Annotated in this window: 12 protein-coding genes; 6 read left to right on the top strand and 6 right to left on the bottom strand. The window is 71.9% G+C overall.

Translation table 11 applies throughout. The features are described 5' to 3' along the window. Window positions 1-98: 98 nt before the first annotated feature. The 5 genes from ACZ60T_RS04440 (at window position 99) to ACZ60T_RS04420 (ending at window position 4,780) form a co-directional block, all read left to right on the top strand. The gene (locus ACZ60T_RS04440; protein WP_469664323.1) at window positions 99-1,184 is read left to right on the top strand and encodes a cytochrome P450 family protein; all 1,086 of its coding nucleotides are present in this window, start codon (window positions 99-101) and stop codon (window positions 1,182-1,184) included. A 160-nt stretch (window positions 1,185-1,344) separates the two neighbouring features. After that, the gene (locus ACZ60T_RS04435) at window positions 1,345-2,121 is read left to right on the top strand and encodes a class I SAM-dependent methyltransferase (RefSeq protein ID WP_469664321.1); all 777 of its coding nucleotides are present in this window, start codon (window positions 1,345-1,347) and stop codon (window positions 2,119-2,121) included. 185 nt (window positions 2,122-2,306) lie between these two features. Then, a complete protein-coding gene (locus ACZ60T_RS04430) occupies window positions 2,307-2,786 on the top strand; it encodes an Hsp20/alpha crystallin family protein (RefSeq protein WP_365634959.1) in 480 nt (159 codons plus the stop codon). A gap of 72 nt (window positions 2,787-2,858) precedes the next feature. Further along, window positions 2,859-3,848, top strand: coding sequence for an Acg family FMN-binding oxidoreductase (locus ACZ60T_RS04425; protein WP_469664319.1), 990 nt, complete (start codon window positions 2,859-2,861; stop codon window positions 3,846-3,848). A 32-nt stretch (window positions 3,849-3,880) separates the two neighbouring features. Further along, on the top strand, window positions 3,881-4,780 hold the full coding sequence (locus ACZ60T_RS04420) for a universal stress protein (RefSeq protein WP_469664317.1): 900 nt from the start codon (window positions 3,881-3,883) through the stop codon (window positions 4,778-4,780). A gap of 6 nt (window positions 4,781-4,786) precedes the next feature. Here ACZ60T_RS04420 and ACZ60T_RS04415 read toward each other — a convergent pair whose 3' ends face one another. Continuing rightward, complete coding sequence (locus ACZ60T_RS04415) at window positions 4,787-5,446, bottom strand: CBS domain-containing protein (RefSeq protein WP_365634969.1); 660 nt, start codon at window positions 5,444-5,446, stop codon at window positions 4,787-4,789. A gap of 92 nt (window positions 5,447-5,538) precedes the next feature. On the opposite strand from ACZ60T_RS04415, the gene ACZ60T_RS04410 reads away from it, so the two are divergent. Continuing rightward, the gene (locus tag ACZ60T_RS04410) at window positions 5,539-6,462 is read left to right on the top strand and encodes a DUF1918 domain-containing protein (protein ID WP_469664315.1); all 924 of its coding nucleotides are present in this window, start codon (window positions 5,539-5,541) and stop codon (window positions 6,460-6,462) included. Window positions 6,463-6,488: 26 nt separating this feature from the next. On the opposite strand, the gene ACZ60T_RS04405 is transcribed toward ACZ60T_RS04410, so the two are convergent. From ACZ60T_RS04405 to ACZ60T_RS04385, 5 genes are all read right to left on the bottom strand, one after another. After that, complete coding sequence (locus ACZ60T_RS04405; RefSeq protein ID WP_365634975.1) at window positions 6,489-7,736, bottom strand: MFS transporter; 1,248 nt, start codon at window positions 7,734-7,736, stop codon at window positions 6,489-6,491. An 88-nt stretch (window positions 7,737-7,824) separates the two neighbouring features. Continuing rightward, entirely contained in the window at window positions 7,825-8,031 is a 207-nt protein-coding gene (locus ACZ60T_RS04400) for an MbtH family protein (RefSeq protein ID WP_365634978.1), read from the bottom strand. 85 nt (window positions 8,032-8,116) lie between these two features. After that, window positions 8,117-9,607 (bottom strand): amino acid adenylation domain-containing protein, encoded by a 1,491-nt coding sequence (locus ACZ60T_RS04395; RefSeq protein WP_469664312.1) that lies wholly within the window; start codon window positions 9,605-9,607, stop codon window positions 8,117-8,119. After that, entirely contained in the window at window positions 9,604-12,957 is a 3,354-nt protein-coding gene (locus tag ACZ60T_RS04390) for a non-ribosomal peptide synthetase (RefSeq protein WP_469664310.1), read from the bottom strand. Before ACZ60T_RS04390 ends, ACZ60T_RS04395 begins: the two co-directional genes overlap by 4 nt. Continuing rightward, complete coding sequence (locus ACZ60T_RS04385; RefSeq protein ID WP_469664308.1) at window positions 12,950-14,749, bottom strand: carbamoyltransferase family protein; 1,800 nt, start codon at window positions 14,747-14,749, stop codon at window positions 12,950-12,952. Before ACZ60T_RS04385 ends, ACZ60T_RS04390 begins: the two co-directional genes overlap by 8 nt. Window positions 14,750-14,770 lie beyond the last annotated feature (21 nt).

Genomic DNA, 14,770 nt, shown 5'->3' with positions numbered 1-14,770 from the left:
ATGTCGCTCAACAGGCAGACCCCTACCCGCTGTTCGAGCGCATTCGGGAACAGGGTGTGGTTCAGCGGGTAAGGCTGAATCCCACTCTTGAAGTGTGGATGATCACCGGCTATGACGAGGCCGTGTCGGCGCTCACCGACCCGAGGCTCAGCAACAGCCCGGTCAAGGTCACCGGCCTCGCCGAGGAGATGGCCCACCAGGAGCGCACCAACGTCCTGATGGCCAGCATGCTGGTGGCCGACGGCGACGATCACACCCGCTTGCGCAACCTCGTGTCCAAGGCCTTCACCGCACGCCGCGTGGACCAACTGGCGCCGCGCGTCCAGGAACACACCGACGCCTTCCTCGACGCGTTCGCCGCGCGCGGATCCGCCGACCTGGTCACCGAGTTCGCCCTGCCGCTGCCCATGGCCGTACTCAGCGAGCTCATCGGCATCCCGGCCGAGGGACAACCGGATTTCGCCAGGCTCGCGGTCGGGCTGATCATGCCGCCCAACACCCCGGAGCGACTGGCCAAGGGCGCCCGCGCCCGTGCCGAACTCGTCGAGTTCTTCGAGCCGTTGATCGCCGCACGCAAGGCGGAACCGCGCGACGACCTGCTCAGCGCGCTGTGCGCGGCCCAGGCCGAGGAACGGATCAGCGACCGCGAACTGCTCTCCATGGCCATCCTGCTCACCCTCGCCGGGCACGAGACGACCGCCAGCGTGATCGCGAACGGTGTCCACGCCCTGCTGCGCAACCCGGACCAGTGCGCGGTCCTTCGGAACGACCCCGCCCTGCTTCCCGGCGCGATCGAGGAACTGCTGCGCTACGAGGGCCCGGTCAGCCGTGGCGTCGCCCGCTTCACCGTCGAGGACTTCGAGATCGCCGGCGTCACCATCCCGGCGGGCGAGATGATCATCGTCGGACTCGCCGCGGCCAACCGTGACCCGGCCCGCTACGACCGGCCCGACATCCTCGACGTCGCCCGCCGGGAGGTCCCCAGCCAGCTCGCCTTCGGCCACGGCGCGCACTTCTGCCTGGGCGCCCCGCTGGCCCGTGCCGAGGCCCGGATCGCCATCGGCTCCCTGCTGCGCCGCTTCCCCGACCTGGAGCTGGCGACCCCGGACGAATCCCTGGCCCGGCGCGAGGGCATTCTCCGCGGGATGGCCACGCTGCCGGTGACCTTCACGCCGCAGAAGTAGGCACCCGCGGAAGCAGGCACTCACCCGCGGAAGTAGACATTCACCCGCGGAAGCAGGCGCTCACGGCTCCGCGCCGACCCGTGAACCCTCCCGGCTGGGACGCGTCGTACGCAGCCGGAAACAGACATCCGGAACCAGACCTACCGGAGAGGTAGTCGCCATGGCATCGGCCTCCAGCACAGCGGAGTTCGACGAGATAGCCCCCACCTACGACCAGTCGCGCGGCGGAACGGCCCGCGCCGCCGGGTTCGCCGACCAGTTGGCACCGCTGCTGGACCCGGCGCACCCGGTCCTCGACATCGGTGTCGGCACCGGCATCGTGGCCGCCGAGTTGACGGCCCGGGGCCATACGGTGTGCGGCGTCGACCTGTCGCCGGGCATGCTCGCCCTGGCCAGGAACCGGCTGGGGCGGCGCGTGGCCGTGGGCGACGCCTGTCGGCTGCCCGTACGCACGGCGTCGGTGACGCAGGCGGTGTCCACGTGGCTGCTGCACACCGGCCCCGACCGCGGGGCCGTCTTCGGGGAGGTCGCCCGGGTGCTCCGTCCCGGCGGTCGGTACCTGGTGATCCCGGCCCGGGGCATGCGCCCCACGGACGACATCGGCCGCGTCATGAACGAGTTGGAGGACCGCCTGGATCCCGCGGGGACCCGGCAGGACGGCCCGGAGGTACTCGCCCCGATCGCGGCGGCGCGGGGCCTGGTCTACGAGGGCCCGGCCAGTGAGCGGCCCGCGACGTTCACCGTGTCGCCGCAGGACATGGCGCGGTCGCTGTCCGGTGGGCTGTTCACCGGCGCCTGGTCGCTCGGTGAGGACGAGGACGACCTACGCGTCGTGGACGAGGCCCGCGAGCGACTGCTCGCCCTGCCCGACCCCACCGTGCCCCGGGTACGGACGATGACCGACTTCGTCATGGTCTTCACCCGGACCGACGGCTGAGCGACGCGGCCGGGTTCTCCTGAAGGTCACCCCATGGTGGCCCTCAGGAGAACCCGCCCTGGCCGCCCCCGGTGACGAGCCGGGTGCGGCCGGTGCGGGGACGACGGGCCGATTCGCGGGGCGATATCGGGACACGCAGCATGGAAATGGACCCGAACGCCGTCGTTCCGCGGAGGTGAACCGCGATGACTCTGCCCGCACACCACCACCACGGCCGACTTCTGGAACGGCCGTTCCCGGCCCCGAGCTGGGGCCGGCCGATGGCCGCCGAGTTCGACGACCTCTTCGAGCGGATGAACCGGTTCCTGGAGGCGACCACCGGTACCGCGCCCGCCATCGGGGCCTGGTCGCCCCCGGCGGACCTGCACGAGACGGACGACGCCTACGTGGTCGAGGCGGAGCTGCCCGGGATCGCGCGGGAGGACATCGACGTCGAGGTCGGCGACCGGGAGCTGAGGATCACCGGAGAGTACAAGGAACGCGAGCGAGAAGGGGTCCTGCGCCGCAGCAGCAGGCGCACCGGCCACTTCGAATGCCAGGCGCTGCTGCCGACCGAGGTCAGGGCGGAGGACATCACGGCGACGCTGGTCGACGGCGTGCTGACCGTCACGGTCCCCAAGGCCCAGGCGGCCAAGCCGCGCCACATCGAGATCACCCAAGGCTGAGACGGCCGCGTCCCACCGCCGTATGCCTCCCGTACGGCAACGCAGCGACCGGCCGGTACGAAGGAGACTCCAGTGACCGCACCACTCCTGGACGCATCCGCCGTCACCGCGTTCGTCAAGGACGCCACGGCCGCCCCGTCGCTGCTCAACGCACAGCCCTGGACGTTCCGGTTCCGGCGGGACGACGGCACCTTGGAGCTGTACGCCGACCCCGACCGGGCCCTGCCGAAGACCGACCCGCACGGGCGCGGACTGCGTCTGGGCTGTGGCGCGGCACTGTTCAATCTGCGGGTGGCGGCGACGGCGGCGGGCTGGCAGCCCGAGACCCGGCTCCTGCCCGACGCGTCCGACCCGACGCTGCTCGCCAGGACGGAGTTCACCCGCACCGCACACCCGGACGAAGCCCTCGCCCTTCTGCACGCGGCGATCGCACGACGCCACACCAGCCGCTATCCGTTCCGCGAGGACGACATACCGGCCGACCTGAAGGACGCACTGTGCGAGGCGGCGGACCTAGAGGGAGCCCGGTTGGTGTTCCCCGACACCTGGCATGTGCAGTCGATCCTGCACCTGGTCCACGACGCCGAGGAAGACGAGGCACGCGACCCCGACGTACGGGGTGAGACCGAGCGCTGGACCCGTACGGAGCCGGCCGGGGAGCCGAGGCCTTCGGACGGGATTCCCGCCGAGGCCTTCGGACCGCGCCAGTCGGGAGCCAGCTCTCCCGTACGCGACTTCGCCGTCGGCCGGCCGGTACCCGGTCGCGACTGGGCACACTTCGAGACGCGGCCCCACATCGCCCTGCTGGGTACGGAGAGCGACCAGCCGCTGGACTGGCTGCGGGCGGGCCAGGCGCTGGAGCGGGTACTGCTCCGGGCCACCTCGGGCGGCCTTGTCGCCTCCCTGGTCTCCCAGCCCCTCGAACGGCCCGAACTCCGGTGGGCGGTGCGCGACCCGGAGTCGGAGATGGGACACGTACAGATGGTGATCCGCCTCGGCTACGGCCCCGAGGGCCCCGCGACCCCGCGCCGCCCCGTGGCCGAGGTGCTCGACATCGTGTGACGACCGCGGTGACGAAAGGCGGTGAGGACCGGATGAGGAGCACGGGACAGCCTCCGCCGCTGCTCGTGGGCGTCGACGGATCGGAGTCCAGCCTTCAGGCCGTGGACTGGGCGACCGACGAGGCCGCACGCCACGCGGTGCCGCTGCGGCTCGTGCACGCGTCCCTGTGGGAGCGGTACGAGCACTTCATCCCCTCGGGCGCCCCGCAGCGCCCGCCCCGTCAGACGATGGCGGAGTACATCGTCGCGACCGCGGAGGAACGCGTTCGGCGCCGCGACCCGGACGTGCGGGTCACCGCCGAGATCCTGGCGGACGACCCGGTGCACGCACTGCTGCACGAGGGCCGCGAGGCCCTGGCCGTGGTGACGGGGTCCCGCGGGCGCGGCGAGCTGAAGGGGCTGCTCCTGGGGTCGGTCGGCCTTGCCGTGGCGGGCCGCGCCGACGGGCCGGTGATCGTCGTACGCGGGGACAAGCCAGGGCTGGAGAGCACACACGGGCGCATCGTGCTCGGCGCGGGCGAGCCCGGCACGAGTGACACGGCGGCCCGGTTCGCCCTGCGGGAGGCCGAGACGCGGCACTGCCCTCTGGACGTCGTCCGCGCCTGGCGCCGCCCCGCGCACCAGCCCCGCGCGCACCCCCTGCTGACCGGAGACACCGGGCTCTACCTCGAGGAGCGGGCAGCCACGGTGATCGACGCTCTGCTCCAGGACGCCCTCGTCGACCACCCGGACGTCCGGGTGAACCGTGCCACGGCCGAGGGCGTGCCCGGCAAGGTGCTGCTGTCCCGTTCGGCCGCCGCGGACCTCCTGATCATCGGGGTACGCGCGCGGCGCACCCATGACCACGGAGAACTCCATCTCGGGCGGACGGCGCACACGGTGCTGCACCACGCCAAGTGCCCGGTGGCCGTCGTACCCGACTACCGCGAATGACCGGCCTCACCGTCGCGTGTCGTCGGTGCGGTAAGCGATGTGCGCGGAGACCGAGACCACGCCGTCCACACTCCGGCACAGCCGCTCGATGATCGGGATCAGGCTCCTGAACTCCACGGAACCACCGAGGGCGACCTGGCCTTCGCGTACCTCGACCGTCACCTCCGTGGGGGTGAGGCCCATCGTCCTGTGCAGCAGATCCCCGGTGATCTCGTCGCGGATGGCGTCGTCGCGGCGCAGGAAGATCCGCAACAGGTCACCGCGGCTGACGATGCCCAGCAGCCGGTCCGCCTCGTCCACCACGGGGAGCCGCTTGACGTCGTGCACCTCCATCAGCCGGGCCGCCTCGACCACGCTCCACTCCGGACGCGCGCACACCGCGGGCGCCGACATCAGCTCCTCGGCCCTGGCCCCCTCCGCCTTGGCCCGCTCCCACGCCTCCAGATGCGGGATGGGCGTCCGGCCCGAGGGGTCCGTCCGGTCCGTGCACTTGCGCAGCAGATCGGCCTCGGACACCACCCCCATGGGGCGGCCCAGGTCGTCCACCACGGGCACGGCGGTGACGTCGTTGTCCGCCAGCAGCTTGGCGATCTCCTTGAACGGCAGGTCACGCCGCGCCCGGACGACATCTCGGGTCATCAGCTCTTCGACGGTTCGGTGGTGCACGTCCGCGCTCCCCGTGGTTGGCACCGCATGCGTCGGCATGTCGCGCGTGGCACGTTGGGTACAGCCACGATTGTGCGGGAAGGGCGGCGATCATGCGAGCTCACCTCGGCGACCACCTCGTCATCGAAAGCCCGAAGACCGGCACCACCCAGCGCGACGGCGAGATCGTCGGACTCCATCACGAGGACGGAACGCCCCCCTACGACGTGCGCTGGTCGGACACCGGCGAGGTGACCCTCGTGTTCCCCGGGCCCGACGCGCACGTCCACCACGATGAGCACGGGTCCGCGGGCTCCGGTGGTGGCGCACCATCGACATCAGCGCCCCGCCCCGCCCACCCGGTGTCCGACGCGGCCTCACCCGCCGGGGTGCCCAACCCCGGTGACATCGGCCGACGCGTGGCCGCGGAACGCGAGCGACAGGGCCTGAGCCGGGCAGAGGTCGCCCGCCGCGCCGTCATGGCACCGGAGTACCTCGCCTACCTCGAAGAACATCCGGCCGAGCCGAGCATGGCGACGCTCATCCGGCTGTCCGACGCCCTGGGCACCAGCGTCGAGGCGCTGTGCGGGGGCGGCCTCGACCTCCCGCCGGGCCAGGGACACGCGCTCCTGAACCCTCGACTGCGGGATCTCGACCCTGACGAATGCCGCACCCTGCTGTCCACGCACGGGGTGGGGCGCCTCGCGGTGACGACCCCCGACGGCCCGGCGGTCATCCCGGTGAACTACGAGGTCGCCGACGACGCGATCGCCTACCGGACCATGCCGGGATCCGTGCCCGCGCTGGCGGTGGGAACCGAAGTAGCCTTCGAGGTCGACCACTTGGACGAGGCGATGAGCCGGGGCTGGAGCGTGCTCGTCGTCGGCCCGGCGCACGTCGTCGCGGACCCCGACGCCGTACGGGGACTGGCCGAGCACGCCCACACCGATCCCTGGGCCGGAGGCACCCGTGAAGAGTGGGTGTCGATCCAGCCCCGGCGCATCACGGGACGCCGTATCGAGCCTGCTCCCCGCTGAGTCATCCCCGTGCTCAGCCCTGGACATCACGCGGTAGCCGGCTTCTGATTCGGCGCCGGGTCCTCGTCGGCCGGGGCGTCCGCCACCGACGGCACCACCTCCGGGGTGGGGATCGACCGCCCCAGCAGACTGACCGCGCACGCCACCGTGGTCACGGTCATCACCGCGTACATGATCCGGTAGTCGAGCACCCCGATCAGCGCGGCGCCCGCCAGGAGCGACAGGGCCTGTGCCCCGTCCTTCGCCGTGTTGACCGTGGCGTTGACGCGGCCCTGCATACGGGCCGGTGCGTACAGGTGCACCGCCGCGCCCAGCACCACGGCCACGAACGGCAGGCCCGCGCCGATGAGTGTCGTCCCGACGAGGAAGAGCGCCACATCACGCGAGACGCACAACAGCAGCCCCGCGGCGACGAGTCCGTAGCCGACGCAACTCGTACCGACGTCCCCCAGCCGCCGTATCACCGCCCCGGAGACCAGCCCGCCGAGCGCGGAACCGGCGCCCTGGATCGACGCCATGACGCCGACGAACGCCGCCGGGCGGCCCAGGCCGTGATCGACGGCGGCGAAGGCCGCGGTCTCCAGCATGCCGATGCCGCCGAGGAAGACGACCATCGCCAGCGTCAGCCGGAACAGCAGCGGTGTGGCGCGCAGATACCGCAGACCGGCGACGAGGGAGGTGCCGAAGGACTCCTCGACGGGGTCCGGTTCCGACTCGACCACCCGGACCGAAGCGATCAGCAGCGCGGCCGTGCTCAGGATGACCGCCCCCATCACGGCCAGCGCGACACCGCCGAAGGCCACGTACACCCCGGCGCCCGCCACCGGGGACGCGATGCGCACGCCCTCCCTGGTGGCGATGAGCAACGACCTGGCCTGCACGGCCTCGGACGACGGCAGGAGGTCCTTCAGCAGCGCCTGCCGGGCGGGCGTGGCGACCAGCGCCCCGTAGGCGAAGGCGACCACATAGATGATCCACAACTGACCGGTGCCCCGCACGGCCAGCAGGGACAGCACGAGAACCGCCATGCCGCCGTACATCCTCACCAGCAGCGGCTTGCGCCGCACCCGGTCCACGAGGTGCCCCAGCAAGGGCGCGGCCAGGCCCGGCACGGTGAGTGCCAGCATGACCAGACCCGCGGCGGCGTTCGAGCCGGTGAGATCCTTCGCCCAGATGGCGAGTGACAGAAACATGGCGCTGTCCCCGAAGCTGGAGACCGCCTCGCCGGCGAACATCCGACGGAACTGCGCATTGCGGCGAAGAATCGCCCACACGACTGACCTCCACTGCTGGCTGGGGATACGGCCGGGGCAGGCGCCCGTACGACGACGGGCACCTCCCCGGCCCTCGATCGGTGAGCGTTCAGTTCTCGCCCATGGCCGTCCGCAGGCTCTTCGGGCGCATGTCCGTCCAGACCTCGTCGATGTGGGCCAGGCACTCCTCGCGCCCGCCGCTGAAGTCCGTGCGGTGCCAGCCGGCCGGGAGCGGGCGCCCCTCGGCCCACAGGCTGTACTGCTCCTCGTCGTTGTGGACCACGCTGTACCGGGTTTCGGTCATCTGCTCGCTCATGAGTCCGCTGCCTTTCGTGACTGACAATTCGGTTGACGGGAGTTGAGGTCGTCGGGCACACCACCAGCGGCGGTGTGCGCCGTGTTCAGGGATGTCCCAGGCGCTCCTCGACGATGCGCCGCACCCCGTTGCGGTCGGTCTTCCCCGAGGCGTTGTGCGGCAGTTCGTCGAAGAACAGCAGGCGTCCCGGCCGCATATGGACCGGCAGGTCGTGCCGCAGCCGTTCGCGCAGCGCGGCCTCGACGGCCGCCGGGTCGACGGGGGCGCCGTCCTCGGCCCGGCACACGACGGCGAGATACAACTCGCCGCGCCCGCGCAGCACTTCGGTGAGCAGGGCGACCGCCCGCGAGACACCCGGGACGCGCTCGGCGACCGACTCGATCTCGCCCAGCTCGACCCGGTGCCCCCGGATCTTCACCTGGTCGTCGATCCGGCCGTGGAAGACGTACTGTCCGTCGGCACCGACCCGCACCATGTCGCCGGTCAGATAGGCGCGGGAGCCGTCCGGGCCGGTGATGAACGACCGGGCGGTCAGGCCGGGTTCGCCCACGTAACCGCGCGCCACGCCGACCCCGTAGAGGCAGAGTTCACCGACCTCGCCCTCGGGGACGGGCTGCCGCCCGTCGTCCAGTACCTGGGCGCGCAGACCGGTGATCGGCACGCCGATCGGCATCGGGTCCCGGTAGGGCGGACGGACCTCGGTGCACAGCCCGCAGACGGTCGTCTCGGTGGGGCCGTACCCGTTCCACAAGGTACCGACGACCCCCTCCACCTCCTCGGCCAGCGCGGCGGGCAGGGCCTCCCCGGCGCTGACCAGATGGGTGAAGACCCGCTCGCCGGCCAGGAAGGGAAGCAGCAGCCGCAACTGACTGGGGGTGGCGTACGCCGCGCAAGCATCCTGTGTGAGCAGCCACTTCGCGAAGAACTCAGGGTTGCGCGCACAGCGCGACGGCGCGACGGCGATCGTGCCGCCGCTCGTCAGCGGCACCAGCATCTCCGGCACGGACATGTCGAAGACGACGCTGCTGTGCGCGAGCATCCGGTCGCCGGGGCCCAGGCCCATGGCGCCGGAGAAGTGGTCCAGCATGGTGAGCAGCCCGGTGTGCTCGATCTCCACCCCCTTGGGGAGCCCGGTCGAGCCCGAGGTGAAGAGGATGTACGCGGCGGGCTCGCCCGTGTCCGGAGGACCGGCGTCCGTCGGCCCGGAGGTCACCTCGGCGACCGCGGCGCGGACGACGCCGTCGGTGTCCGCGAACGGAACGGCCGCCGCGCAGCCCGCCTTTCGCACCTGATGACGGCGGCGTTCGGCAGGCGCGGCCGGGTCGAGCGGCACCGCCACCGCGTCCAGCAGCCACGTCGCCAGCAGAGCCACCACGTAGTCGGCGCCGTATCCGCACTCGACGGCGACCCGCGTACCGGCACGCACCCCGTCCGCCGCCAGCTCCGCCGCCCGGCTGCGGGCCGCCGACTCCAGTGCCGCGTAGGTCCGTTCGCCGCTCTCGTCGCTGATCGCGGCGGCATCCGGCCTGACTTGGGCCCAGTGCAGGAAGCGAGCCAGGGAAGGAGCGGTGCTCACAGCTCGTCTCCCGTCAGTTCGCGCCGTACGAGGGCGGTGAGTCCGCGCAAGGTGGGGTCCTCGAAGAAGTCGACCAGATCGATCGTGACGTCCAACTCCTCGCCGAGGAGGGCCAGTAGCCGCATGGCCTTGATGGAATGCCCGCCCACGTTCAGGAAGTTGTCCTCCGGCCGGGCGCTCCCGGTGTCGAGCACCTCCTGCCAGAGCGCGGTGACCGTGGCGTCGACCGGGTCGCCGTCCTGCGCCGGTTCGGCGGAGTCCACCGGAGCACCACCATCGGCCCCGCTCGCGACCGACATCGACAGCAGAGCCTCGCGGTCCGCCTTCCCGTTGGCGGTCACGGGGATCCGGTCGACGACGATCACCGTCGGCAGCATGTACTGCGGCAGTTCGCCCCGCAGTTGCTCCCCGAGCACGGTGACGTCCAGGGCCGTCCTCGGCCCGTCCCCGCCGGTCTCCGGCGCCACGAACGCGATGATCTCGATGCCGTCGTCCGTCGGCCGTGCGTGCACGACGGCGTCGGCCACCCCGTTCCGCCTCCGTACCGCCGCCTCGATCTCGGCGAGTTCGACGCGATGGCCGCGCACCTTCACCTGGTCGTCGAGCCGCCCCACGTACTCGTACCGCTCACCGGGGAGGACCCGCACCTGGTCGCCCGTGCGGTAGAGCCGCTGTCCGGGACGCCCGGCGAACGGGTCGGGGACGAAGGCGGCGGCGGTCTGCGCGGGCGCGTCGAGATAGCCGTGGGCGAGCCCCTCGCCGCCCACGTACAGCTCCCCGGTCCCGCCCGTCCCGACCCGCTGCCCGGACGCGTCGAGGACGTACGCCGTGCTGCGCGGGAGCGGGCGGCCGAGGGGGACGACGCCCTCGGCGAGATCCTCGGCGGTCACCGCGTGGGTGGTGCTGAACGTGGTGTTCTCGGTGGGCCCGTAGCCGTTGACCACGGCGGCGGGCGGCCCGGCCGCGAACAGATTCGCCAGCCTGCGCGCGTCGTGCTTCTCACCGCCGAAGAGCAGCACCCGCAGCTCCCGGAAGGCGTCCGGCGCGAAGTCCACCATCTGGTTGAGGAGCGTCACGGTGAGGAACATGACGGTGATGCCCTCGTCGGTGAGGAAGGACCGCATCCGCCGCGGTGACAGCAGAACGTCCCGGTCCGCGACGACGAGGGTGCCGCCACCGGCCAGCGCTCCCCAGATCTCCAACGTCGCCGCGTCGAAGGCGGGGTTGGAGACATGCGCGACCTTGTCGGCGGGGCCGAACGTCACGAAGTCCGCGTCCGGCACGAGCCGTACGACGGCACGGTGCGGCACCACCACCGCCTTGGGGCGGCCCGTCGAGCCCGACGTGCAGATCACATAGGCGACGTCGGCGCCGGTCACCGCCGCCGGGGTCACCGGGGCCTCGTCGGTGACGAGGAGCTTCTCCAGCAGATGGGTGGGCACCACCTCCGCGAGCAGCTCGGCCGTCGCGTCGTCCGTGACGACGGCCACCGTCGCCGCGGTGCGCACGATGTGCCGGGTGCGTTCGGCCGGCTGCGCGATGTCCACCGGCAGGTAGGCGGCGCCCGCGTACAGGATGCCGAGGCAGGTGGTGACCGACGGGATACCGCGCTCCATGGGCACGGCCACCGTCGCGCCGCGCCCGATCCCGGCCGCCCGGAGCCCGGCGGCCAGGACGCTCGCCCGCCGGTCCAACTCCCCGTACGTCAGCGTCATTTGGTCGTGCCGCACCGCCACCGCGCCGGGCTGCTCCACGGCCTGGCGGTGCACCCGTTCATGGACCGGTACGAACACGCCGGGCGCGTCCGTCGCGCACTCCGACGGCAGCGGGGCGTCCGGCTGTGCGAAAGCGGCGTCGACGGCCGCCACCATGCGGTGGTGCAGGGCCGCCGCGGCCTCGTCGCTGAACAGGTCGGTGGAGTACTCCAGTTCGCAGACCGTCGCGCCACCGGTCCGCGTGACCAGCCACAGCGTCTCGTACTTCGCGGTGCCCGTGCCGATCTGCTCACGCTCGGCGCGGTGACCGTCCCACCGCAGCCCGCCCCCTGTGGTGTCCATGTAGGTGAGGGCGGTCTGCGCCAGCGGGGCCCGCGATCGGTCGGTACCGGACCCCACCTCCTCGACCAACGTCTGGAACGGCACCTGCTGATGGGCCAGGGCCCCGGTCACCACACGACGTACCGACCGCAGTACGTCACGGGCCGTGGCCCCCGGCCGGACCACGAACCGCAGCGGCAGCGTGTCGACGAACATGCCGACCTCACCCGCCTGGGCGGGACCCCGCGACGAGGCCGGTACCGCGAGCACCAGATCCCGGTCACCCGTCACCGCGACCAGAGCGGTCACATAGGCGGCCACCCACATCATGAACGGACTGAGCCGCTCCTCCTCGGCCGCCGACCGGAGCGCCGACACCTGCGCGTCCGTGAGCACGAGGCGATGGGAGGCGCCGCCGACACCGAGCCGCGCCGGGCGCGGCAGATCGTGCGGCAGGGACAGCGCGCCGGGGCAGTCGGCGAGCATCGTCCGCCAGTGGTCCAGCGCCGCCTCGGCGCCCCGAGGCCGTACGGACACCGCCTGCCTGCCGACCGGCTCCCGTTCCCACTCCGTGTCCCCCGAGTCGGAGCCGCCCTCGTACAACTCCTGGAGCTGTGTCTCGAGGAGGTCCAGCGAGACCCCGTCACACACCAAATGGTGCACGGTCAGGACCAGTTCGCTGCCCGCGTCACCCCGGTCCACGACCAGCGCCCGCAGCAGCGGAGGCCGACCGAGGTCGAACGGGGTGCGCACCTCGGTGTCGACGAGTTCGCGCACACTCGTCTCCGACACACCCCGCGCATCCACCCACCGGCACGCCACGGAGACCTTCCGCGCGGTCAGCGAGAGCGCGGGCTTCACGAAGCCGCGCCGCAGCGCCTCGTGCCGGGCCGCCAGGGTGTCGAGCGCGGTGCGCAGCCTGGTGACGTCGAGCCCGCCGGGGAAGCGGTAGCGGACCGCGAGGTGATAGACGGCGCTCCCCGGATGGAGCTGTTCGACGGTCCACAGCCGTTCCTCGGCCGCGGTCAACTCCCGTGTCTCGGGCCTCTCCTCCTCGGGGCCCGCGCCCAACGCCGCCGACAGGGCGCCGAATTCCGGGTAGTCGTAGAGGATGTCCAACTCGACGTCCTGGCCGGTGAGTTCGCGCAGCGAGATCGCCACCTCCACCGAGAGGACCGAGTCGCCGCCCTCGTCGAAGAAGTTGCAGTCGTCGCGGATGTCGTCCAGGCCGAGGGCGTCGCGCCAGATCGCGGCGACGGCGTCACGCAGCTCCGCCGCGGAACGTTCCCCCTCGGAGGCGGGCCGCTCACTCATCGCTCGCACCCGCCGTCCCGGCCGCCGACGGCTCGTCGCGGGTCACCAGCCAGTCGCCGATCGCCAGCGCGTCCAGCGTCGAGCGGGCGTACGTGGCGACCGCGACCTCCGGCGTCCGGACGACCGGCTGGCCGCGCAGATTGAACGAGGTGTTGACCACCATCGGGATGCCCCGGTCGTCACCGACCCGCCGGATCAGCCGCCAGAACCTCGGCGCGCTCTCCCGGTCGACGGTCTGCACCCGCGCCGAGCCGTCGACATGCGTGATCGACGGCAGTCGGTCCCGGTACTCGGGCCGGACCTGTGCCACGAACAGCATGTGACGGTACATCGACTCCTGACCCGACTCGATCTCGAAGTAGGTGGTCGCCTCCTCCGCCAGGACGGCGGGCGCGAACGGCCGGAACTCCTCACGCTGCTTCACGACGGTGTTCAGATGGGCCCGCATGTGCGGCGACGACGGGTCCGCGAGGATGCTCCGGTTGCCCAGCGCACGCGGACCGAACTCCATCCGCCCCTGGAACCAGGAGACGACCTTCCCCGCCCCGATCAGCGCCGACACCTCGGCCAGCAGATCGTCCTCGGCCAGCTTCCGTACGGTGAACCCGTCGCCCAGTCCCCGCAGTTCGGCCTCGATGTCCGCGTCGTCGAACTCCTCGCCCCAGTACGGCATCGCCATCGAGACCGGCGGCTCCGGTACATGCTGCTGGAGCTGCCACAGCGCCGCGCCGAGCGCCGTACCGTCGTCCCCGGACGCCGGCTGGACGAAGACCCGGTCGAACAGACCGCTGCGGGCGATCACACCGTTGGCCGTGCAGTTCAGCGCGACACCCCCCGCCATGCACAGATTGCGGGAGCCGCCCGCGGCGTCGGCCGTCTCGCGCAGGACATACAGCAGGCACTCCTCCAGCTTGCGCTGGACCGTCGCCGCGACATCCATGTGCCGCTGGTCGAGCGGCGCCTCAGGGTGCCGGGCCGGACCGAACAGCTCCTCAAGCCGCCGGATCGCCCCCCGGTGCGTCTCGCGCTCCGTCGGCGACTTGTCGTGCGCCAGGACGGGGGCCAGCAGCCGTCCGCCCGGAGCCCGGCGCACCAATTCGTCCGCCACGTTCGCGAACCGGCTCGCGTCCCCGTAGGGCGCAAGGCCCATCACCTTGTACTCGTCCATCCCCGGCAGGAACCCCAGGTACTGGGTGATGACGCTGTAGAGGATGCCCAGCGAGGCGGATATGGAGTAGCTGCGCACCCCCCGCAGCGCGGCACCGCTGCCCCGCAGCACCGACGTGGACTCCGCCTCGCCCATGCCGTCGGCCACCAGAACCGTCGCGTCGGAGAACCCGCTCAGGTAGTAGCTGCTGGCCGCGTGGGCCGCATGGTGGCCGACCCGGACGAACTTGCGCGCCCAGTCCTGGTCCGGATAGTGCGCGCGCAACACCTCGTACTGCACGTCCTCGCTGTACACCTCCCGGTACCAGCGCCGGGCGAACTCGTCGCGCTCGAACGCGACCGACGGCTCGTACCGGAAGCCGTGCGCGACGAAGTCGACGTCGTCCAGCGTCACTCCGGCCATCCGCAGACACGCCTCGATCGCGTCGACAGGGAACGCGCCCGTGCCCTTCACCCCGTCGTGCCGCTCCTGCGCCGAGGCGGCGATCACCCCCTGCTCCCCGACCAGGGCCGCGGCCGAGTCGAGACCCTGCACCACACGCTGTTCCCGCCAGTCCAGACCGGGCAGCATGCTCTTCTTGACGGACAACGATCGGTCGAGTCCGCTGACACCGAGCACTAGCACGTCGAGTTCCTTTCGAAAGGG

Source organism: Streptomyces sp. NPDC104371, from assembly GCF_055583785.1.
The sequence above is the reverse complement of the archived record's forward strand: the minus strand, read 5'-3'. Positions and strand labels throughout refer to the sequence as shown.